This is a genomic window from Mesorhizobium sp. WSM4823 (assembly GCF_055811195.1).
The window spans coordinates 208,244-228,714 of record NZ_JBVVQL010000003.1; the positions used below are offsets into that span (position 1 = coordinate 208,244).

The following is a 20,471-nucleotide window of genomic DNA, read 5'->3' on the forward strand; positions in this document are numbered from 1 at the left end:
AAATGAGGTTTACCTAATTCCAGCAAGACAGCGGTTTCCAGAAGCTTTAATACTTGTGCATTATATGTACTCTCGTAAATTCAATATTGCACTTTTGTTTCAAGATTGAGACGAACCCCAAAGCAACACCAACTCACCCGCGCCGCTGCCGGAAGTTTGACCTGAATGGCGGGTTTCGGACCCCGATCGATCGGTGAATCCCCGATCAATCCGGCGCTACCGGCAGTTCCGCACTGAAACCTTTGTCCCCCTTACGGCGTTAAACTAGCCGGGTGTGCCGTTAGGCGCGCAAAGAACATTGTAACGTTTTGATCTGGCGCATGATTTCGTTCCGATTTCAGGGTCATGCGCTGGATGGTCAAAGGAGACGCACATGTCGATTCACTTCACTGTCTCGGGCCTGACCAGAAATCTCTTTCATTCGCTTGGATTGGATCACGAGCGCGCGCCGAGGCCTCTCAGCCCCGAGCAAAGTCTTTTGCTGGAATGCTATCTGGCCGGCCAGATTCCAGAATCGGCCTGGAGCGACTACGTCTTTGAGACGCCGGAGTTGGCACGCCATGTCAATGCGAGACGCGGGCAGCACTGAGGTCTGTGGACAGAGCGGTCCGGCGTTTCCTGGGGGAGATGAATCGTTCTCAGCCCGAGTGGCTTTTGCTTGGAATGACACCGGTTATTGTTTGGGCGAGCCGAATCGCAGGGTAAAGACATTGCCCGCAATCCCTTGGGCGAGCGCCGGCGAAAAGCTCAGTGGCAAGCACCGTTGCACGGCGGCGATCGCGGCATCGACAAAGGATTGCCGCGCCTTCGCGTCGCCGGTCACTTGGATGGCAGTCGGCTTGGGCGGGCCAATCAGCGTTCCGTCGCGTTTGAAGCTGAAGCTCAATGTGACGGTTGCATTTCCGGTATCCGCCGGCGGGGTCCAGCACGCCTGGATCGCAGCTCCGACATCGTCCATGGTGTTGAGCGATGCGGCATTCGATTGACAGGTGACGCCTGCCAATATTGCGCCCGCAATCGCCGGCAGTCCTGCGGCGCGTTTCCCTGCAGCGCGTTTCATTGCAAGTCCTCGTCCTTCCGCTTGCCCGCACAGCGACATGGTAGGGACAATGCAGGCAATGACAACATGTTTTGCAAGAGATTGATATTTTACAAGAGCTTGATGTTTCGCAACAGCTTGATGCCGCTGACAATCGCGAAATCAGGCCGCAGTTTCCCAGAATGACAGCCTTTGAAAGCAAAAAGGCCGGCGCATGGCCGACCTTTCCTTTCCACCTCGACGCGCGCCAGTACATCCGTGGTCACGAAATTGGAGGTGAATTGCCGACCAATAGACAGGGCTTTGGTTAACAAATCCTTAACTGACGGGGCTGGTCGTCGACGCATCCTGACCAATCCGATCTGCGTTTTCGTCACGAATGCAGAAAGTCGTTTTTAAAAGCAGCACAGACTCTTAATCGTTGTGCACCAACATGTTGGCGCGTGAGACATATCTAAGTAACTATTGTGTCCTGGAAGTCGATTTATGGCCGTACTTGGCGCCCTCCCTCCCGACGTTCTCTGTCGACCAATTCGTGAAGCTGATTGGGAAGGAGTGGTCGACTGCCTCTGCCGGGGCTTTCCGGAGCGTGACCGGAGTTACTGGACACAGGCGCTGGCCCGTTTGTCGCAACGGCCTGCCGTCGCCGATTTCCCACAATACGGCCTGGCTTTGGAGAAGGCTGGTCGGATCGTCGGCGTTGTGCTGACGCTTTATACCCGTTATCGCGGGCAGGAAGGCGACGAGATCCGCTGCAATCTGTCAAGCTGGTCCGTCGACGCGGAATCCCGTCCCTATGGCGCCAAATTGGTGACGACGATCCTGAAGCAAAGGGACGTGACTTACACGAACATTTCGCCGGCGCCCGCGACATTGAAGGCTAACTGGGCGCTCGGCTTTCGCCCCTTTTCCACTGGGCAATTCGCCTTCTTGCCGGCTTTGAATTCGGTGCCGCGGTCATATCGCGTGCTCGAGGTTCGTCCCGATCTTGCGGAAATGGCGATGCTGCCCGACAGTGAGAGATACATACTTTCGGAACACGCCGCATTGGGTTGCCTGTCATTGATTTGCATTTGCGACGGAGTGGCGTTCCCTTTCGTGTTGATGCCGCGCCGAATATTGCGCGGTCTTGTCCCGTGCTATCAGGTCATCTATTGCCGCTCCCTCGAGGATTTGAGCCGGTGCGCCGGTGCTGTGGGGCGCTTTCTCTTGCGAAGTGGCATCCTGCTTTGCGTCGTCGACGCCAAGGAGCCGATTGCAGGTCTGTTCGGGCGGTACCGCCACAACAGCGGGCTGAAATATTTCAAGGGCCCCAGACCACCCTCGCTTGGCGATCTGACGTTCACCGAGCTGGTGGTATTCGGTCCCTGAACGACAGGCGCAACAACGTGTGGTCTCTGGCGATGCCGAAAGCGAACCCCCGCTCGGGGCGAGGATCCGACCTTGTAAAAACGACGATCCGCTACTGAACGGGGGCGGGCTGAGCCGGTGGCGGAGTTGCGGGGGTCGGCGTCATCGTGTCGGCTGGAGGTGGCGGCAGTTGGGCGGCGGTCGTCGTTCCTCCCGATGAGTTTGGTCACACGCCGCCAGGGCAGCAAGCGCCAGACCGAACGCGGCGAATAAGGGTAGTTTGCGGATCATTTACAGTCCCTTCCATGGACGCCACCCGCGCGGCCTGATCATCGGGATCGAGGCCTCCAGGTCAACCTCGCTTCTTCATCGACGCTTCAAACATTCTTACGTCCAGTAAGGCAGCGGGCCGGCCTCGCTTAGGTCGGCCAGTGGCGAAAATCTGACAATCGGCATCCGGTGCGGAACACCTGTTCCGGCTGCGCCCGCCGTCATATTGTCTGCACGGTTGGCAATGCTGGAGGATGACGGCTGGCTAGTCGGGCTGCCTTATGGCGACGCCCGCGTAATGGCTGCCCAACAGCCAGAAGGCAGGCGGAAACCCTTCCTGCAAAGCGTCTCGAACGTCGAAACGGGCACTCGCGACGAGCTGAAACGGGTTGCGGTTGAGATTGCAGCCACCGGCAAGAACGCCCCAGAGCCGGTTGGACCGGTCCTGCAGCCTTCTCCGCCAGCCGGCATTCGCCTGCCCGTGTTCGAGAAAGATCAGCCGCCCGCCAGGCTTCAAGATGCGCCGGATCTCCGCCAGCGCGGCTCCGGGGCGTGGAATGGTGCAGAAGGCGTAAGCGACAACAACCGTGTCGGCGAAACCATCCGCCAACGGTATGCTTTCGCCGCCGGCCTGCAGGCATTCGAGTTCAAAGGGCAAGGCGTGGTCCTGCCGTTTCGCTACGGCGAGCATTGCGCCGTCGGGATCGACGCCGACGAGCCGCCGGACTTTGGCCGTATCGTAGTAGGGCAGGTTCAGGCCTGATCCGAAGCCGACTTCCACCACAACGCCCTTCGCCAGCGGCACCATGCGCTGCCGCATGCGCGAAAAGGCGTTCGCCGAACAGCCGGCGCTGACGACATAAGGAGCTATGCGTCGTCCGTACCAGGAGAGACAGGAACGGCACATGGCTCAGCCTCCTCGTCCTGTACTGCGAGTGCTGACACGACCGAGGAATTCGTCGACAACCGGCCTGATCGTGTCGACGTCGAGAAAGGCAGTCACATGGTTCTTGCCCACAAGCGGCAGGAATTCGCCTCCGGTCAGTTCTGCGAACTTACGGGCGGCATCGCATCGGGGATCGAGCGTGCCGCTGATCGCCAGCACTGGTATGCCAAATCTAGCAAAGGCTGCAGCGAAATCAGGTCTGTCCCTGGCAAGGCTTGCCTGAACGGCGGCGAGATCATTGCCACGGATGCGCCGGCAGCTGTCCGGCGAAAGGTCAGGGGCCAATTGCTTCAGGAGAGCGAGCCACGTCTCGAAGTTATCCTCAAATGCGGCTCGCAAGGGGATCAAGTCCTCCGCGAAGGGATGTGCGCCGTTGACGATCAGTGCGGTAACGCGGTCCGGGTGATACGAGGCAGTGGCCAGCGCGGTGACGCCGCCCATCGAATATCCCATAAGCGCGGCACGGCGAATGCCGGCATGGTCGAGGACGGCAACGATATCCGCCGCCCGCCTGCGGCCCGAATAGGCGGCTGGATCGTGTGGCTTCCCGCTCCGGCCATGGCCGCGGCAATCGACGAGGATCAGCCGCCGTTCGCGCTGCAGGAATTGCTCGACATAACCGGCCTCATGCCAGGACTCATGGCTTTCGGTCATGCCGTGTAGCAGCACGAGCGGCTCGCCGTGGCCGCGGTCTTCATAAGCTATCGGGACGCCGTCCTCGGCAATTGCCTCGGAAAGGCCTTGAGAGGTGGAAGTATTGACCCGTGACATTTCTCGCTCCAGGAAACTCTTCGGGCGTGAACGGCCCGGTGTCGAAGCAATAGGCGGTCGGCGTCCCTTCAACGTCCCCTGCCTGTACATTTGTCGAGTACGGATCGATGGAGCGATTGACGTTTCGGCTTTTGGGCTTTCCGGAATTCCGTATGAACGGACGGCGGGTGGAGCTCGCCCTGCGCAGGGCGGCCGCGCTCCTTATCTTTCTTGCCGAGGCCGGCAGACCCGTCGCGCGCGAGACTGCGGCCACGCTGCTATGGCCCGAAGCCGACGAAGAGACTGCTCGGGCGCGGCTTCGGCGTACCCTCTACAAGATCCGGGTCGCCTTTCGCCGCGAGCTCGTCACGGCGAGCGGAAGCTCCCTCAGCCTGCACCCGGCGCTTTCGGTCGAGATTGACTCCAAGGCTTTCGAGTACGCCTGCGACCGCGGCCCGCTTGAAACGGCGACCAACACTTACGCGAGCGATTTTCTTGCGGGCTTCTCCCTGCCGGATTGTCAGGAATTCGAGGAATGGGCGTTCTTCAGGCGCGAAGCCTTGCGTAGCCGCCTGACACAAGCGTTGGAGCGCCTGATCGAAACGCAGATAGCCGCCGGCGAGGCGCGCACTGCGGTTGTGCATGCGACGCGTCTGGTGGGACTAGACCCGTTAAGCGAAAGCGCGCACCGCCATCTGATCCGCGCAAACCTGGCGGCCGGCGACAGGGCGGCAGCCGAGCGCCAGCTCAAAGCATGCGCCCGGCACTTGCGAGATGAGCTTGGCGTGCCCCTTGACCCGGCTACGGTTGCCTTGTTGCAGGAGCCACGCAAAGCCGCTGAGACGCCGCGAACGCGCTATGTCGAAGTGGAAGGTATCCACCTCGCGTACCAGACCGTCGGCAATGGTCCGCCAGATATCGTGCTCGTCCCGGGCTTCGTTTCGCATGTGGAGCGTATCTGGGAAGACAGCCGCTGTCGTTCGTGGATCGCGGCGGTTTCGCGTATCGGCCGCCTGATCCTGTTCGACCGGCGCGGCGTCGGCCTTTCCGACCGCGTCGGATCGCGTCCAACCGTCGATGCGACCGCAAAGGATATATTGGCGGTGATGGACGCGGCCGGGAGCCGCCGCGCTCTACTCATCGGGACTTCAGAGGGCGGACCCGGCTGCATCCGCTTCGCGGTCGACCGTCCCGATCGCCTGGTCGGGCTCGTTCTCTGGGGCTCCCTGGCCAAAGGCAGCCATGCGCCGGACTACCCCTTCGCCTTGACCGCCGAGCAATATGACCTCTGGAAGCGACGCTTGATCGCCAACTGGGGTGGGCCGGCCGAAATCGAGACCTTTGCCCCGAGCCTCGTCGGAGACCGTCAGGCGGAAGCCTGGTGGGCCGGGTTGCTGAGGGCGGCCTCCAGTCCAGGCGCTGTCACGGGCGTGCTCGAAGCGCTGCGCGACACCGACGTCCGCCATCTGCTTGCAAGTGTCTCGGTCCCAACACTGGTGCTGCATCGCTCGGGCGACCGCGCGGTCCGCTCGGAGGCGGGTCGTTCCCTTGCTGCGAAAATTCCCGGAGGGCGGTTCGTGGAGATCCCCGGCGACGACCACTGGTTCTGGGCCGGTGACCAGAACCCGCTCCTCCGCAGCATCGCGGAGCTTGCGGGACACGACCGCTGATTGCTCAGCTTGCGCAAACTCGGGCAGCGCCAACAAGTAGCCGACGGGCAGCACATCAAACGACCAGCCTGGCGCAACCAAATCGTTCCGAAAGCCGCGCCGTACGGCAAAGTTCCTCCCTGAGCCGGCTTACGACTCCGGTACAAAGCGTCAGATTTTGACCGCTGGAGGCAACCTTCAGAGCGAATGCCTCACGCCTCGGCCTGCGACTTCACATAGGCGATATAGCCGCGCACGTCGCCGGCCGGCTCGGCATAGGCCTTGCCAAGCTTCTTCTCGATCGCCGCCATGTAGTCTTTTGCCCATTGGGGCAGCGGGTAGTCGATGACGGCTAGGAATTCGAGCGTCGCTGCCAGGCGGATGTCGGCGATCGACGGGGTCTTGCCGCCGATGAACGGCTTGTCGTTCCTGAAGAAGGAGTGAAAGACCTCCAGCGGCTCGGCGATTGCGGCCGCCGCAGCCTTCTGGGCCTCCGATTTCCTGTCGGGGTGGGCGTCGCTGTGGCCGACCTCGCCGGCATATTGCGGAAAATTCAGCGCAGGATAGGTGGCGCGCGCCACATAGGGGTAGAGCGTGCCGATCAGGTAGAACATGGCGCTGTCGACCATCGCCCGCTTGGCCGGGGCCTTGGGATATAATTTCTCCAGCCCGTGCTTGTTGGCGAGATACTGCATGATGGCGCAGCTTTCCCATAAGACGCCTCTCGGCAAGCCCTTGTCCTCGATCATCGGCGTAAGATGGGCCGGGTTTCGCGCCATATATTCAGGCGAGCGCGTGTGGCCCCATACGTCGGTCTCAACATGGTCGAGCCCGGCCGCGCGCGCAAACACCCGAACGCTCATATTGTTGACGCTCGGCTTCAGCATACTGAGCTTCAACCCGCTTTTCCCGGCCTTCGCCGGTTTCGCCTTTGCCTTCGGCGCGGATTTCTTGGCGGAAATTTTGGCTGCGGATTTAGCGGCGGCTTTCGGTGCCGAGTTGACGGAAGCTTTCGACGTCTTGGCTGCAGGCTTTGTGGCGGCCCTGGCAGCCGGTTTCGTGGCGGCCTTGGCAGCCGGCTTCCTCGCACGCTTCGTTGTCGTCTTTGCCATTGTGTTCCTCCCTCAGTTTGGCTGTCGTCAGTATGGATTCTTTGGCGCCCGATCGTCCGACAAGGTGGCGCGCGAGCGCTCGACAAGCGCCTGGATCGCATCGGCGAGATGCACTTCGGCGATTGCGTAGTCGCCGCGCGCGACGCGAAGCTTGTGCGCCTGCATCAGCACGTCGGCATGGGTGAAGCCCGCCGGCGGTTCGAAACGGTAGGAGGCGAGTTCGATCAACAGGCCGAGCGGATCCTCGAAGTAGATCGAATCCATAAAGCCGCGATCCTTGACGCCGCTGTGCTTGATGGCGCGCTCGTCGAGGCGGGCAACCGCCTGCAGGAAGGTGACACGCGACACCGCAAAGGCGATGTGATGGACGCAGCCCGGATCGGTCGGCGTGCGCCGTTTCTCCGGCGTGCGGCTCTCATCGGTGAAGACGGTGATCAGTCGGCCATCGCCCGGATCGAAATAGAGGTGGCTTTCGCTGGCCTTGTCGAGATTTGGCTGCTCGAAGATGAAAGGCATGCCAAGCACGCCTTCCCAGAAGTCGATCGAGGTCTGGCGCCCGGCGCCGACCAGCGTGATGTGATGGACACCTTGCGATTGCAGCTTCTGCATTGGCTCCTCCCGGCCACGCCGCGCCTTGCCGGCGGACGGATTTCAAGTGCCCAGTCGCACTTGGATCAGCCCCGGCATGTGACCGCCGCCCGGCTTCGCTCCCCTGCGCTCCGCATTTCCGCATCCTGCGGGATTGCGGCCGAAGCTTTGATGAACGGATGCTAATTCAATCCGAGGCGTTGCGCCAGAAGCGCTGAGTTTCAAGAACTCCACGCAGGCGCCAAGCGGCACCCGGGATCGCGGACGCCTCCGCCGAGCTCGCCGAAACGATCCGTCGCCGGCAGCTGTAATGGTGCGGCAGCCCGCAGGTCGCTGGGTTTCCCGAGCGGCCGGTTTGGCGACGGCAGGTCAAAGGGCCTCGTTGACGCATGCCGCGCCTGGTTCGGATTACGGGCACCCGCGGCCCTTAGATGAAAATCACATATTCTTCATCGGCACGTCGGGATCGACATGTCCCCCATCGGCAGTGATCTTCAGCCTTGAGAGGTAGTGCTCCCATCCCCTTCGATGGCTGTCACGCTCCTTTGCGTTCGGCAGTCCGCTGTGCGTGAAGCGGATCAGTGTCCCCGCATCCCTCGCGATCAGGTCGATCTCGACATGGCTGGAGCCGGGCGGCACGGTCTCGTTGTCTTCCCAGCCAAAACTGTAGGCAAGACGGTGGACCGGAATCACCTCGGTGAACTCACCGCGCGCCATATGGCGACCACCGACATTGACGAGGAACAGACCGCCCGGCGTTGCATCCAAATTCGCTTCGGTCCCGATCCATCGCACGATCTGGTCCGGATCCGTCAAGAGCGCGAACACGGTCGCTTGTGGCGCCGCGACCTCAATCTCTGTGTAAACCGATTCCACCATTGCTCACTCCAGGTCACATCCGCATCGAATGCCGTGCATGATTGGAGCGAATGTGGGCAGTTGCAAGAAGATGTTCGAGGCGTAAACATAAGCCGGGGCCGAGTGACCTTCTATCGATGCTTCTCGCAAACTCGCTTTCATTCCTTCTGGACGACGCCGCGCATATTGGCGACGGTGGGCGACTTCTATTGCAGCTCTCAACGCATTTGATGGAAGACGGCTTGCCGATCATCGCCGGAGCGCTGGCACAGGATGCTCCCGACCCGATCATTTCACGCCGCATCTGGCTCTGGCGAGCGCCTAGCGGTGAAGTGCTCGAGGCTTTGGGGATAGGCGCCGACCGCCAGAATGCCGATCCCCGGCTCGTGCTGCGGGAATGGCTTGGCACGACGCGGGCGATCGTGTTTGACGAGGGAGCTGGCGGTGTCGCACCGACTTTGGCGTGGGCGTTCGATCATACTCCGGATGAGGCGCAGTCAGAGCTACTGCGGCAAATCTCCCGGTTTGCTGCGGCTCCGATGATCGCACTCGCAGAACGGTCTGCGAAACGCGCATTGCTCGAAGCATATTTGGGAAAGCGCAGTGCAACACATGTGCTCAACGGTCATTCTCGTCGAGTAAAGGGAGAGACGATACGGGCTGCGCTTCTGTGCGCGGACCTTCGAGGTTTCACCGATCTATCCGAGGTTCATGATCCAGACGAGATCGTATTGGTACTTGATGCCTGGTTCGATTGCGTCGCCGGCGCGGTGCACGCATTTGGTGGTGAGGTTCTCAAGTTTATAGGTGATGGCGTCCTCGCAATTTTCCCGATTGGCGAGCGCGATGCAAATGCCGCATGTGACGCTGCGGTACGCGCCGTGAAGGCCACGCGCGCCGGGATAGATCATCTCAACCAAACTCGGCGCCGCAATGGCGGCCCTGAGCTCGGATATGGCATTGGCCTGCATGTCGGCGAGATACTCTGGGGGAATATCGGCACTGCCGGCAGGTTGGACTTCACCGCGATCGGCAAGGCTGTAAATCTTGTCAGCCGCATCGAAGGGCTGTGCAAGCCGTTGGGACGGACGGTGCTCGCGTCGACAGTGTTCGAGGCAGAAACTACCGAGCCGATGATCGCCATGGGCAGTCATCCGCTCAAAGGAATAGCAGGCGCGCAAACACTTTTCGGCTTACCGGAATAGATCGAATGGTTGAGCGCGCCGTGGATGTGTCGTTCACCGCATATCTTGGTTTCGTGCGAAACCATGACTCGGAGAAATTCGAACTGCAAAGAAGCTACGATACTACAACGCGTTTCTGGGGCATGGCGCGTTTAGAGCCTAGCCACGCGCGTCGTGCGCAGCTTCGCTGGCCGGTGCTAAGGGCCGACTATTCCTGGCATCCACCCTTCGCCGAAGCGCCTGGAAGCGCCGAACAGATCGGCCAGCTCGCGCGGTCGAACGTCAAGTTCGTCAGCGCCAAGAGCGGCGGGGATTGTCGACGCCTTCGCGGAACTCGCCGAAAACGATCCCTCGCCGGCAACTGTAGCGCGGCAGTAAAGATCCAATTTGTTTGATTACTTGGTACGCCCAAGGGGAATCGAACCCCTGTTCCCGCCGTGAGAGGGCGGTGTCCTGACCGCTAGACGATGGGCGCGTTCAAGAACCGGCGATATAGGCTGACGGCTGGGAAAAAGCAACTGGGCTTCGGACAGTCTGTCGTGCCGGGAAAATATCCATTGCGGGGCTAGCGTTTTGGCTCGATCAAGTCCCAGAGATTTCCGTGGAGATCGGCGAAAACCGCCACAGTGCCATAGGGCTCAACGCGGGGCGCCTCACGGAATTCGACGCCCTTTGCGAGCATCGTCGCGTGGTCGCGGACAAAATCGTCGGTTTCGAGAAACAAAAAGACTCGACCGCCGGTCTGGTTGCCGATGCAGCTTGCTTGCGCCTCGTCCGACGCTTCTGCCAGGAGCAGCCGCGCGCCTTGTCCGTTCGCTGGCGCAACCGTGACCCAGCGCCTGCCGCCGCCAAGATCGACGTCCTCGGTGAGCAAAAAGCCCAGCTTGCCGACATACCAGGCGATCGCCTCGTCATAATTTCTGACCACGAGCGCGACTGTCGCGACGCGGCGACCTTCAGCAAAGCCGGTCATTGTTGCGACCACCAATCATTGTTGCAGCGAAATCATCGGTTGCGGATCGAAAAGCGACCGATGATGCGGCGCTCGGTGATATCGTAGACAAAGATGGCACGGCTGCCGTCGGCAAGCTCCGCATCGATGGAGACGCGATTGCCGGAGAGCGACTGGCTGATGACCCTGGCGCCCACCGGCAGCACGATGTCGCCGGTCAGCGGCTCGCCTGCCGGCACCTGGATGTCGCCGGCCAGCGGCGGTGTGGCTGGCGGCGGCGCGGTGCGCGTTTTGTAGACAAGGGCTGCGATCACCACCATAAGGGCAAGGAACAGCAGGCCGAGATTGATGGCGACGAAGCGGACCAGCTTCTTGCGCACCTTTTCGACTTCGGGGTCGAGCGGCTTTTCCTCGTCTTCGTCGGCAGCAGCCATGGCAAAACATTCCGGAACTTTTTTCAATGAGCGCTCATAACGAAGAGGCCCCCATATTGATAGAGGATGGATTGATGGAGGGCGGATCGCCAGACGGGGGATCGATCATGCTGGAAGCGGGTCCCGATGCGGCTGGCCAGCGGCTCGACCAATGGCTGGCGGGTAAGCTCGGACCGGACATGTCGCGCAGCCGGGTGCAGATGCTGATCCGGCAGGGCGCCGTCAAGATCGGCGGTCAGTCGGTCGACGAGACGAAGCGCAAGATGGTGGCCGGTGATCGCGTGTCGGTCGACATGCCGGAGCCGGAGCCGGCGGAGCCGCAAGGCGAAAACATCCCGCTCGACGTCCTCTACGAAGACAATGAATTGATCGTCATCAACAAGCCGCCGGGGCTGGTCGTCCATCCCGGCGCCGGCAACTGGACCGGCACGCTGGTCAACGCGCTGATCCACCATTGCGGCGACAGCCTTTCAGGCATCGGCGGTGTGCGGCGGCCGGGCATCGTCCACCGCCTGGACAAGGAGACCAGCGGCGTCATGGTCGTCGCCAAGACCGATCGCGCCCACAAGTCGTTGTCGGAGGCCTTTGCCGATCATGGCCTGACCGGCGATCTCAAACGCGCCTATCTGGCTTTGGTCTGGGGCATACCGACGAGACCGACAGGCACGGTCGACGAGCCGCTTGGCCGCGCCGCCGACCGCGTGCGCCGTGCGGTGGTGCCCGAAGGCCGCGACGATGCCCGCCACGCCGTCACCCATTTCGCCGTGATCGAGCGCTTTGGCGAGCAGCAAAAGGAATTCACCACGGCAAGCCTCGTTGAATGCCGGCTCGAGACCGGCCGCACCCATCAGATCCGCGTCCACATGGCTCATATCGGCCATCCGGTCGTCGGCGATCCCGATTACGGCCAGGCCTTTCGCACCAAGGCGAACCGACTTCCAGAGCCGCTGAAAGGCCGGGTGAAGGCATTTCCGCGACAGGCATTGCATGCCCGCCTTCTTGAATTTCGGCATCCGGCTACCCATCTAACGATGAGGTTCGAGGCGCCGGTACCGAGGGACATGGAGGAACTCGTCGGCGGTTTTCGCAAACTCTGAACCCCGTTCCATTCGTTCAAAACCTGATTGGCAAAAACCTGACCGGCGTTGTTCACTTTGGTGTGACACACTGTTTCGTGTTGAACCAATGCTGTCCTTTCTGGTTTTGTTCCTGTATACACCTGACGTCGCGAACGAGCCTTTGGCGTTCGCAACATATGCCCGCCGCGTTTCGGGGGCACCACTCCAGAGAGAGAGGGGCGCTATCATGGCCCAGTCACTACCCAGTATTGTTTCCGGCGAAGGCGGCCTCAGCCGCTACCTGGAAGAAATCCGTCGCTTTCCGATGCTTCAGCCGCAGGAAGAGTACATGCTCGCCAAACGTTACGCCGAGCATGAGGACACCACGGCTGCACACAAGCTCGTCACCAGCCACCTTCGGCTCGTCGCCAAGATCGCCATGGGCTATCGCGGCTACGGCCTGCCGATCGGCGAGGTGATCTCGGAAGGCAATGTCGGCCTGATGCAGGCCGTCAAGAAATTCGAGCCGGAGCGCGGCTTCCGGCTCGCTACCTACGCCATGTGGTGGATCAAGGCCTCGATCCAGGAATACATCCTGCGCTCGTGGAGCCTGGTCAAGATGGGCACGACCGCCAACCAGAAGCGCCTGTTCTTCAACCTGCGCAAGGTTAAGGGTAAGATCCAGGCGCTCGACGATGGCGATTTGAAGCCCGACCAGATCACCGAGATCGCCACCCGCCTCAACGTGTCCGAAGCGGAGGTGGTGTCGATGAACCGCCGCCTGTCGGGCGATGCCTCGCTCAACGCACCGATCCGCGCGAGCGAAGGTGAGTCCGGTGAATGGCAGGATTGGCTGGTCGACGACCACGAAAGCCAGGAAGATGCGCTGATCGAGCAGGACGAGCTGGAAAACCGGCGCGGCATGCTGTCCGGCGCTCTTGCCGTGCTCAACGAGCGCGAGCGGCGCATCTTCGAGGCGCGCCGCCTGGCCGAGGAGCCGCTGACGCTGGAAGAGCTGTCGGCCGAGTTCGACATCAGCCGCGAGCGCGTGCGCCAGATCGAAGTGCGCGCCTTCGAGAAGGTGCAGGACGCGGTCAAGGCCGCAGCCAAGCGCCAGATGCAGGCCCTGCGCACCATCGAGGCGCAGCCGGCGGCGTAAACTTCCGACGGAAAGAAATAATGGCGGCGTCAGGTAACTGGCGCCGCCGTTTTTTATGGGTCCTCCGACTGCCGGGAGAACTGTCCCTTGGTGCCATATTCTAGCTAGGGTTGCCGGTTCCCGCCGCGCCGTGGTTCCACGGCTTTGATAGACTGGGCGATAATGTCGGTTGTTTGCTGCCTCGCCATCGCGTTCGCAAACGATCTTATTCAGAGCGGCATTATAGCAATTTTCCCCAAGCCCTGGAGACCGCAACGCTGCAAATTGTGGCGGCAACGCTCCGGCGCCGACACGGCTTCCGCAGTCTATTTGGAAACCAAAGGCAGTATGACGATGACGATTTCTCGGTTTCTCACCGCTCTCGGATCCGAAGGTCCCCCAGCCGACCGAGCGAAAGACATGGATCTGTATGGATGGCTAATTGGAAGCTGGGAAATGGACACGGTCCACTACCTCGACGACGGCACAATCCAGAAATGGAATGGAGAATGCCATTTTGGCTGGGTGCTCGAAGGCCGCGGGATTCAGGACGTTTGGATCAGACCCAAGCGCCCTGCGCCGTCCACAATGTATGGCACGACTCTGCGCATCTTCGATCCTGGGATCGATGGCTGGCACATCATATGGAACGACCCGCTCAACCGAGATCACTCGCGCCAGATCGGGCGGGCCGAGGGTAAGGACATTGTCCAGCTCGGCAGTGACTCGCGCGGTCTGAAAACTCGATGGCGTTTCACTGAGATCACTGCCAACAGCTTCCATTGGATCGGCGAGGAGAGATCTTCCGAGCGCGACCCTTGGCAAATCACGTATGAACATTTAGCCCGCCGAACAAAACCCTGAAGCTAGACTAGCTGGCGCCATTTCATCAAAGGCAATCCAACGGAAATTTTAAATACCGGCGGCCGTTGGATTCCGGTTCCGGCAGGCGGCCGCCATTCATGTTGACCTGCAGCGCATGCAGGATAAGCCTGGGCATCGGCAGCGTCCTGTCGCGTGCCTCCCGCATTGCCACGAAATCGGCCTCTGTCCTGCATGCCGTAATATGGGTGTTCTTGGATTTCTGTTCCGCTACCGTGCTCTCCCACAAGGGTTCGCGTCCTTCTGTCTGGTAGTCATGGCCGACGAACAGACGTGTCTCGTCCGGTAGCGCGAGGATATCCTGGATCGAGCGCCAGAGCCGCGCGGCACTGCCGCCGGGAAAATCCGCTCTCGCCGTGCCGCTGTCCGGCATGAACAGGGTGTCATGGATGAAGGCGGCGTCGCCGATCACATAGGTGACAGAGGCCAGCGTGTGGCCCGGCGAAAAAAGCACCTTTACCGGAATGCCGCCGACCGAAAAGCTTTCGCCATCGGCAAACAGCCTGTTCCACTGAGATCCGTCGGCAGGAAAATCCGGCCAGTTGTAGATCGCCTTCCACAATTTCTGGACGTCGACGACCTTCTCGCCAATCGCTGTAGGCGCTCCGGTCTTCTCTCGGAGATAGTGTGCCGCCGAGAAATGGTCGGCGTGCGGGTGGGTGTCGAGGATCCACTCGACCTCCAGCCCGTTTTCCCTGATAAAATCGAGCAGGGCGTCGGCATTCTTCGTCGCTGTTGCGCCGGATTTTTCATCGAAATCAAGGACAGGATCGATGATTGCGCATCGTCGCGTCTGCGCGTCGGCGACGACATATTGGATGGACCCGGTCGGCTTATCGTAAAAGCCTGCCACCTGCAGCTTGGCCGATGTCACGTCCAATCCCGGCTCCCCTCAGTTCCCACCCGGCAGGAATGATTTTCTCTGCCGGGTTAAAAGAAGAGCATGGTCATCCGCCAGCACCATGCCGTCAAGCACCGCATGCTTTGCTGAGGCAAAAAGGCCGAAAATCCTTCCGTGCCGTTTGGGTCAGGCAGAGGGCTGTTTGGTCTTCCTGAGATAGGGCAGGATCGTCTCATAGGCGCCGAAACGCTTGATTGCATCCTCATTGGAAACGGCGGCGGTGATGATGACGTCCTCGCCCTGCTTCCAGTTCGCCGGCGTCGCCACCTGGTGCTTGGCGGTTAGCTGCATCGAATCGATCGCGCGCAGGATCTCATCGAAGTTGCGGCCGGTGGTCATCGGATAGGTGAGCACCAGCTTGATCTTCTTGTCGGGGCCGATGACGTAGACCGAACGCACCGTCGCATTATCGGCGGGCGTGCGTCCTTCCGAGGTTTCGCCGGCGCCCGCCGGCAGCATCTCGTAGAGCTTGGCGACCTTGAGATCCTTGTCGCCGATCAGCGGGTAGTTCACCGAATGGCCGGTCGCCGTCTTGATGTCGTCCTGCCATTTGGCGTGGTTCGCGACTGGATCGACGGAAATGCCGATGATCTTGACGTTGCGCTTCCTAAACTCGCCTTCCAGCCCTGCCATCGTGCCAAGCTCGGTCGTGCAGACCGGCGTGAAATTTTTCGGATGGCTGAAGAGCACCGCCCAACCGTCACCGATCCATTCGTGAAAGCTGATCGTCCCTTGCGTGGTTTCAGCAGTGAAATCCGGCGCGATATCATTGATACGAAGGCTCATGACGTGTCCCTACCCTGTGAGTGCAGATTGCAGCCGGCACCGCCAGCGCTGCTTTTGTCTTTCTATCACTCCGGCGTCATCCTTCAAACGCCTGTTGCCGCCGGCATTGAAGTCGGCGGCGAAAAATTTTCATTGCTTTTCGGCAAATGCAGCAGGAATTTTCGCTGCCTTGGCTCAGGCCTTGTTCACCGCCAGCGTCGTCGCCAGGTCTTCCATGCGCTGGGCGAGCGCGCCAAGCGCACCGGTCAGCACGGAATCGTTCTTGTCGGCCTTGGTCAGCGCGTCGTCACGCGTCTTGCGTAGCGTCAGCACTTCGCTTTCCATGCCCTTGACGCGTTTTTGCAGTTCCGAAAGCTCGTCCATGACCATGATGCCGGCCATCACGGTCAGCCGCTGGTCGCCAATCTCGCCGAAGGAGTCCTTCAGATGTGAGACATAGCGGTCGAAGCGCTCGGCAAGGTCGATCAGATGTTCTTCCTGGCCCTCGTCGCAAGCCATGCGATATTGCTTGCCGTCGATGGAAACCGTGACTTGTGCCATTGGGCCAGCCTCCTATCTGTCCAACACGGCGCGGATGGTTTCCATGGCGGTCACCAGCCGACGCGACACTTCCTTGTTGGCGTCTTCCAGCCGTTCGGCGCGCGCTTCGGAATTGTCGAGTTCCTGCGCCAGCCGCGAGCGATCAGCGTTCATGCGCTGCACCTCCGCCTCGGCTTCGGTATAGTCGCGCTCGTGCTCGAGCTTGGCCGCGACGGCATTTTCCAGCCCCTCGATGGCCTTACCCAGCCTCGCGATGACTTCCTTGAGTGTCGTTTCCCCGGTCATGGCTTTCGTCCTGCGCCCTGCCCATCACCGAATCATCCACGTTCAGAACGCGTTATGTCTGAAACATTATGCGCCGTGTGAAGCCAACGTCAATAAAGCTCTCGCGACTGTCCCCTGCTAACGCTAATGTAGGGCCTCCATGACCCTTCTGGCAGCATCACAAGACCGGCAAAAGCGCCGGTTTATTGACTAGCAAGATTGGCAAAAGCGCGCCGGTTTATTGACTAAAAAGCCGCGCCTGCTATGTGTCGCGCACCCTTTTCAAGGGCTCTCCCAAGGCCCCAAACCCCCACACTGGAGGAAGCATGACCTCGCGCGAACAACATGACCGGATGGCCAATGCGATCCGTTTTCTCTCCATGGACGCCGTCGAGAAGGCGAACTCCGGCCATCCCGGCCTGCCGATGGGCTGCGCCGATATCGCCACGGTGCTGTTCACGCGTTTTCTGAAATTCGACGCCAAAGCTCCACACTGGGCCGACCGCGACCGCTTCATCCTGTCGGCCGGCCATGGTTCGATGCTGCTCTATTCGCTGCTTCATTTGACCGGCTACGAGGACATGACCCTCGACCAGATCAAGCATTTCCGGCAACTGGGATCGAAGACCGCGGGCCATCCCGAATACGGCCATGCTACGGGCATCGAGACGACGACCGGGCCGCTCGGCCAGGGCCTTGCCAATTCGGTCGGCTTCGCGCTCGGCGAGCGCATCATGAACGCCGCCTTCGGCAACGACCTCGTCGACCACTACACCTATGTGCTGGCCGGTGACGGCTGCCTGATGGAAGGCGTTTCCCAGGAAGCCATCGCGCTTGCCGGGCACCTCAAGCTCAACAAGCTGATTGTCTTCTGGGACAACAACAACATCTCGATCGACGGTCCGGTATCGCTGGCTGACAACACCGACCAGGTCGCCCGCTTCCAGGCCTCCGGCTGGAACGCCAGCCACATCGACGGCCAGGATCCCGAAGCGATCGCCTATGCCATCGAGGCCGCCCGCCACTCCGACAAGCCGACGATGATCGCCTGCAAGACGACCATCGGCTTCGGTGCCCCGACCAAGGCCGGCACCAACAAGGCGCATGGCTCGCCGCTCGGCGCCGAGGAAATTGCCGGTGCGCGGAAGTTCTTCGGCTGGGACTATCCTCCCTTCGAGATTCCAGCCGACATCCTCGATGCGTGGCGCACCGCCGGCAAGGCTGGCGCCAAGCCCCGCACCGACTGGGAAGGCCGCCTTGCCAAGGCCGACGCCCAATTGCGCAGCGAATTCGAGCGCCGCATCAGTGGCAAGCTGCCGGCGAATTTCGACGCCGTCGTCACCGACTACAAGAAGAAGCTCGCCGCCGACAAGCCGAAGGTCGCCACCCGCAAATCGTCGGAGATGGCGCTTGAGGTCATCAACGGCGCGGTGCCGGAAACCATCGGCGGCTCGGCCGACCTCACCGGCTCCAACAACACCAAGACCAGCCAGACCAAGAACATCACGGCAGACGATTACGGCCAGCGCTACGTTCATTACGGCATCCGCGAGCACGGCATGGCGGCCGCGATCAACGGGCTGACGCTGCATGGTGGCCTCATCGCCTATGGCGGCACGTTCATGTGCTTTTCCGATTACGCCCGCCCGTCGATGCGGCTTGCCTCGCTGATGGGCATCCGCTCGATCTTCGTCATGACCCATGATTCCATCGGTCTTGGCGAAGACGGCCCGACCCACCAGCCGGTCGAGCATCTGGCCGCACTGCGCGCCATTCCGAACCACAATGTCTTCCGCCCGGCCGACGCGGTCGAGACCGCCGAATGCTGGCAGTTGGCCCTTGAATCGGAAAAGACGCCGTCGACGCTGGCGCTGACCCGGCAGAACCTGCCGACCGTGCGCAACGACTTCGTTGCGGAAAACCTCAGCCGTCAGGGCGCCTATGAGCTGGCTGCCGCCAATGGCGATGCGGCGGTGACGATCTTCGCCACCGGTTCCGAAGTCGAAATCGCGCTTGCTGCCCGCGACTTGCTGGAGAAGCACGGCCACCCAACCCGCGTCGTCTCGGTTCCCTGCTTCGAATTGTTCGACAAGCAGAGCGCCGACTATCGCGACAAGACGATCGGCAACGCGCCGATCAAGATTGCCATCGAAGCCGGCATCCGCCAGGGCTGGGATCATTTCATCGGCACTGACGGCATCTTCATCGGCATGACCGGCTTCGGCGCCTCTGGTACGATCGAACAGCTCTATCCGCATTTCGGCATCACCGCCGAAGCGACGGTGAAGGCGGCGGAAGCCCGCCTGCACCACTAGCAGGCTAGGCGCCCGCGAAAACACGCATCGTGATTTTGCGGGCAGCCTCAGTTTGGTGGACTTAAATCCAACCCCTCGACGGCTGGATTCTTTGGCAGCCCGCCGTTATGAAGCTGCGGACTTGATCTTCGGCCTCCAACTCCCAGGGAGAAAAAAATGACCGTCAGAGTTGCCATCAACGGATTCGGCCGCATCGGCCGCAACATCCTGCGCGCCATCCACGAATCTGGCCGCAAGGATATCGATGTGGTCGCCGTCAACGACCTCGGCCCGGTCGAGACCAATGCGCATCTGCTGCGCTTCGACAGCGTGCACGGCCGCTTCCCGCATGAAGTGACGGTTGACGGGGACCAGATCACTGTTGGCACGGAGAAGTTCAAGGTCACCGCGATCAAGGATCCGACGCAGTTGCCGTGGAAGGAGCTCGGCATCGACATCGCGCTCGAATGCACCGGCATCTTCACCGCCCGCGACAAGGCAGCGGCGCATTTGACCGCCGGCGCCAAGCGGGTCCTCGTCTCGGCGCCTGCGGAGGGCGCCGACCTCACCGTCGTCTATGGCATCAACCATGACAAGCTGACCAAGGACCATATCGTCATCTCCAATGCCTCCTGCACCACCAACTGCCTGGCGCCGCTGGCAGCCGTGCTGCATGAGGCCGTCGGCATCGAGAAGGGCATGATGACGACGATCCACTCCTACACCGGCGACCAGCCGACGCTGGACACCATGCATAAGGATCTCTACCGCGCCCGCGCCGCCGCCCTGTCGCAGATCCCGACCTCGACCGGTGCGGCCAAGGCGATCGGCCTGGTGCTGCCAGACCTCAAGGGCAAGCTCGACGGCATCTCCATCCGCGTGCCGACCCCAAACGTCTCGGTCGTCGATTTCAAGTTCATCGCCAAGCGCTCGACCACGGTGCAGGAGATCAACGAGGCGGTGATCGCCGCCTCCAACGGCAAGCTGAAGGGCATTCTCGCGGTCACCCATCACCCGAACGTGTCGATCGACTTCAACCACGATCCGCATTCCTCGATCATGGCGCTCGACCAGACCAAGGTCATGGACGGCAACTTCGTTTCGGTGCTGTCCTGGTACGACAATGAGTGGGGTTTCTCCAACCGCATGTCTGACACGGCGGTCGCCTTCGGCAAGACCATCGCCTGATCGCAGAGCCATCTTCTTGCGACTTGGAAACGCCCGGCTCTGTCCGGGCGTTTTTGTTTAAGCCCCTTCGCTCGCGTTCTTGTGTCGGCAGATCGCACGTCTTGGGAGATTGGCCTGAACGACCATCGCGTTTCGTCATCCTGGGGCGGAGCAAGGAGCGAAGCGATGCGGCGCAGACCCCGGGATCCATGCCGTGCCGTTGGAGTGTTGCCGCCGTGCAGAATTCTTTGACGCAGCATTTCTCGGCTGATGTCACGGCATGGATCCCAGGGTCTGCGCGACGCCGCT

The 20,471-nt window shown here is 61.1% G+C and carries 23 protein-coding genes and 1 tRNA gene; 11 read left to right on the forward strand and 13 right to left on the reverse strand.

The annotated features are described in order from the left end of the window. Positions 1-373: 373 nt before the first annotated feature. A complete protein-coding gene (locus tag AC0L26_RS09655; protein ID WP_292401395.1) occupies positions 374-589 on the forward strand; it encodes a hypothetical protein in 216 nt (71 codons plus the stop codon). A gap of 84 nt (positions 590-673) precedes the next feature. Here the strand turns inward: AC0L26_RS09655 and AC0L26_RS09660 are convergent, their stop codons facing one another. After that, positions 674-1,060 (reverse strand): hypothetical protein, encoded by a 387-nt coding sequence (locus AC0L26_RS09660; RefSeq protein ID WP_473632322.1) that lies wholly within the window; start codon positions 1,058-1,060, stop codon positions 674-676. Positions 1,061-1,131: 71 nt separating this feature from the next. Here AC0L26_RS09660 and AC0L26_RS09665 point away from each other — a divergent pair, with 71 nt between their 5' ends. Then, entirely contained in the window at positions 1,132-1,350 is a 219-nt protein-coding gene (locus AC0L26_RS09665) for a hypothetical protein (protein ID WP_473632323.1), read from the forward strand. A gap of 175 nt (positions 1,351-1,525) precedes the next feature. Further along, positions 1,526-2,410: a hypothetical protein gene (locus AC0L26_RS09670; RefSeq protein ID WP_473632324.1), complete on the forward strand. Its 885-nt coding sequence runs from the start codon at positions 1,526-1,528 to the stop codon at positions 2,408-2,410. Positions 2,411-2,924: 514 nt separating this feature from the next. On the opposite strand, the gene AC0L26_RS09675 is transcribed toward AC0L26_RS09670, so the two are convergent. Together AC0L26_RS09675 and AC0L26_RS09680 are read right to left on the reverse strand one after the other, a co-directional pair. Further along, complete coding sequence (locus AC0L26_RS09675; protein ID WP_473632325.1) at positions 2,925-3,566, reverse strand: class I SAM-dependent methyltransferase; 642 nt, start codon at positions 3,564-3,566, stop codon at positions 2,925-2,927. A 3-nt stretch (positions 3,567-3,569) separates the two neighbouring features. Beyond that, positions 3,570-4,376, reverse strand: a complete 807-nt coding sequence (locus AC0L26_RS09680; RefSeq protein WP_473632326.1) for an alpha/beta fold hydrolase — start codon at positions 4,374-4,376, stop codon at positions 3,570-3,572. Positions 4,377-4,483: 107 nt separating this feature from the next. Between AC0L26_RS09680 and AC0L26_RS09685 the strand changes: the two genes are divergently transcribed. Beyond that, positions 4,484-6,025 (forward strand): bifunctional AfsR/SARP family transcriptional regulator/alpha/beta hydrolase, encoded by a 1,542-nt coding sequence (locus tag AC0L26_RS09685; RefSeq protein WP_473632327.1) that lies wholly within the window; start codon positions 4,484-4,486, stop codon positions 6,023-6,025. Positions 6,026-6,216: 191 nt separating this feature from the next. On the opposite strand, the gene AC0L26_RS09690 is transcribed toward AC0L26_RS09685, so the two are convergent. The 3 genes from AC0L26_RS09690 to AC0L26_RS09700 form a co-directional block, all read right to left on the reverse strand. Continuing rightward, positions 6,217-7,116: a glutathione S-transferase family protein gene (locus AC0L26_RS09690; RefSeq protein ID WP_473632328.1), complete on the reverse strand. Its 900-nt coding sequence runs from the start codon at positions 7,114-7,116 to the stop codon at positions 6,217-6,219. Positions 7,117-7,143: 27 nt separating this feature from the next. Then, positions 7,144-7,725: a VOC family protein gene (locus AC0L26_RS09695; protein ID WP_473632329.1), complete on the reverse strand. Its 582-nt coding sequence runs from the start codon at positions 7,723-7,725 to the stop codon at positions 7,144-7,146. Between the two features lie 417 nt (positions 7,726-8,142). Next, on the reverse strand, positions 8,143-8,583 hold the full coding sequence (locus AC0L26_RS09700; protein ID WP_473632330.1) for an SRPBCC family protein: 441 nt from the start codon (positions 8,581-8,583) through the stop codon (positions 8,143-8,145). A 116-nt stretch (positions 8,584-8,699) separates the two neighbouring features. Here AC0L26_RS09700 and AC0L26_RS09705 point away from each other — a divergent pair, with 116 nt between their 5' ends. Both AC0L26_RS09705 and AC0L26_RS09710 read left to right on the forward strand, forming a co-directional pair. Next, positions 8,700-9,767, forward strand: a complete 1,068-nt coding sequence (locus tag AC0L26_RS09705; protein ID WP_473632331.1) for an adenylate/guanylate cyclase domain-containing protein — start codon at positions 8,700-8,702, stop codon at positions 9,765-9,767. Between the two features lie 5 nt (positions 9,768-9,772). Next, a complete protein-coding gene (locus AC0L26_RS09710; RefSeq protein WP_473632332.1) occupies positions 9,773-10,141 on the forward strand; it encodes a hypothetical protein in 369 nt (122 codons plus the stop codon). A 5-nt stretch (positions 10,142-10,146) separates the two neighbouring features. Here the strand turns inward: AC0L26_RS09710 and AC0L26_RS09715 are convergent. The 3 genes from AC0L26_RS09715 to AC0L26_RS09725 all read right to left on the reverse strand — a co-directional run bounded on the left by AC0L26_RS09715 (position 10,147) and on the right by AC0L26_RS09725 (position 11,132). Next, positions 10,147-10,221 (reverse strand) — tRNA-Glu (locus AC0L26_RS09715). A gap of 90 nt (positions 10,222-10,311) precedes the next feature. Further along, positions 10,312-10,719, reverse strand: coding sequence for a VOC family protein (locus tag AC0L26_RS09720; protein WP_473632333.1), 408 nt, complete (start codon positions 10,717-10,719; stop codon positions 10,312-10,314). A gap of 32 nt (positions 10,720-10,751) precedes the next feature. Beyond that, on the reverse strand, positions 10,752-11,132 hold the full coding sequence (locus AC0L26_RS09725; RefSeq protein ID WP_473632334.1) for a fimbrial protein: 381 nt from the start codon (positions 11,130-11,132) through the stop codon (positions 10,752-10,754). 26 nt (positions 11,133-11,158) lie between these two features. On the opposite strand from AC0L26_RS09725, the gene AC0L26_RS09730 reads away from it, so the two are divergent. The 3 genes from AC0L26_RS09730 (at position 11,159) to AC0L26_RS09740 (ending at position 14,192) form a co-directional block, all read left to right on the forward strand. Then, positions 11,159-12,229, forward strand: a complete 1,071-nt coding sequence (locus tag AC0L26_RS09730; protein ID WP_473632335.1) for an RluA family pseudouridine synthase — start codon at positions 11,159-11,161, stop codon at positions 12,227-12,229. Between the two features lie 208 nt (positions 12,230-12,437). Continuing rightward, positions 12,438-13,349, forward strand: a complete 912-nt coding sequence (gene rpoH / locus AC0L26_RS09735; protein ID WP_352927893.1) for an RNA polymerase sigma factor RpoH — start codon at positions 12,438-12,440, stop codon at positions 13,347-13,349. A 435-nt stretch (positions 13,350-13,784) separates the two neighbouring features. After that, positions 13,785-14,192, forward strand: a complete 408-nt coding sequence (locus AC0L26_RS09740; protein WP_473632336.1) for a hypothetical protein — start codon at positions 13,785-13,787, stop codon at positions 14,190-14,192. A gap of 25 nt (positions 14,193-14,217) precedes the next feature. Here the strand turns inward: AC0L26_RS09740 and AC0L26_RS09745 are convergent, their stop codons facing one another. The 4 genes from AC0L26_RS09745 to AC0L26_RS09760 form a co-directional block, all read right to left on the reverse strand. After that, positions 14,218-15,090 carry an MBL fold metallo-hydrolase gene (locus tag AC0L26_RS09745; RefSeq protein ID WP_473632337.1) on the reverse strand — a complete coding sequence of 291 codons (873 nt, stop codon included), beginning with the start codon at positions 15,088-15,090 and terminating at the stop codon, positions 14,218-14,220. Positions 15,091-15,237: 147 nt separating this feature from the next. Further along, positions 15,238-15,897, reverse strand: a complete 660-nt coding sequence (locus AC0L26_RS09750; protein WP_473632338.1) for a peroxiredoxin — start codon at positions 15,895-15,897, stop codon at positions 15,238-15,240. A gap of 174 nt (positions 15,898-16,071) precedes the next feature. Continuing rightward, on the reverse strand, positions 16,072-16,437 hold the full coding sequence (locus AC0L26_RS09755; protein WP_254816554.1) for a cell division protein ZapA: 366 nt from the start codon (positions 16,435-16,437) through the stop codon (positions 16,072-16,074). A 12-nt stretch (positions 16,438-16,449) separates the two neighbouring features. Continuing rightward, positions 16,450-16,722 carry a DUF4164 domain-containing protein gene (locus AC0L26_RS09760; RefSeq protein ID WP_023797069.1) on the reverse strand — a complete coding sequence of 91 codons (273 nt, stop codon included), beginning with the start codon at positions 16,720-16,722 and terminating at the stop codon, positions 16,450-16,452. 305 nt (positions 16,723-17,027) lie between these two features. Here AC0L26_RS09760 and tkt point away from each other — a divergent pair, with 305 nt between their 5' ends. Further along, positions 17,028-19,016 carry a transketolase gene (tkt, locus tag AC0L26_RS09765; protein WP_473632339.1) on the forward strand — a complete coding sequence of 663 codons (1,989 nt, stop codon included), beginning with the start codon at positions 17,028-17,030 and terminating at the stop codon, positions 19,014-19,016. Between the two features lie 156 nt (positions 19,017-19,172). Then, a complete protein-coding gene (gap, locus tag AC0L26_RS09770; RefSeq protein ID WP_473632340.1) occupies positions 19,173-20,183 on the forward strand; it encodes a type I glyceraldehyde-3-phosphate dehydrogenase in 1,011 nt (336 codons plus the stop codon). Positions 20,184-20,471 lie beyond the last annotated feature (288 nt).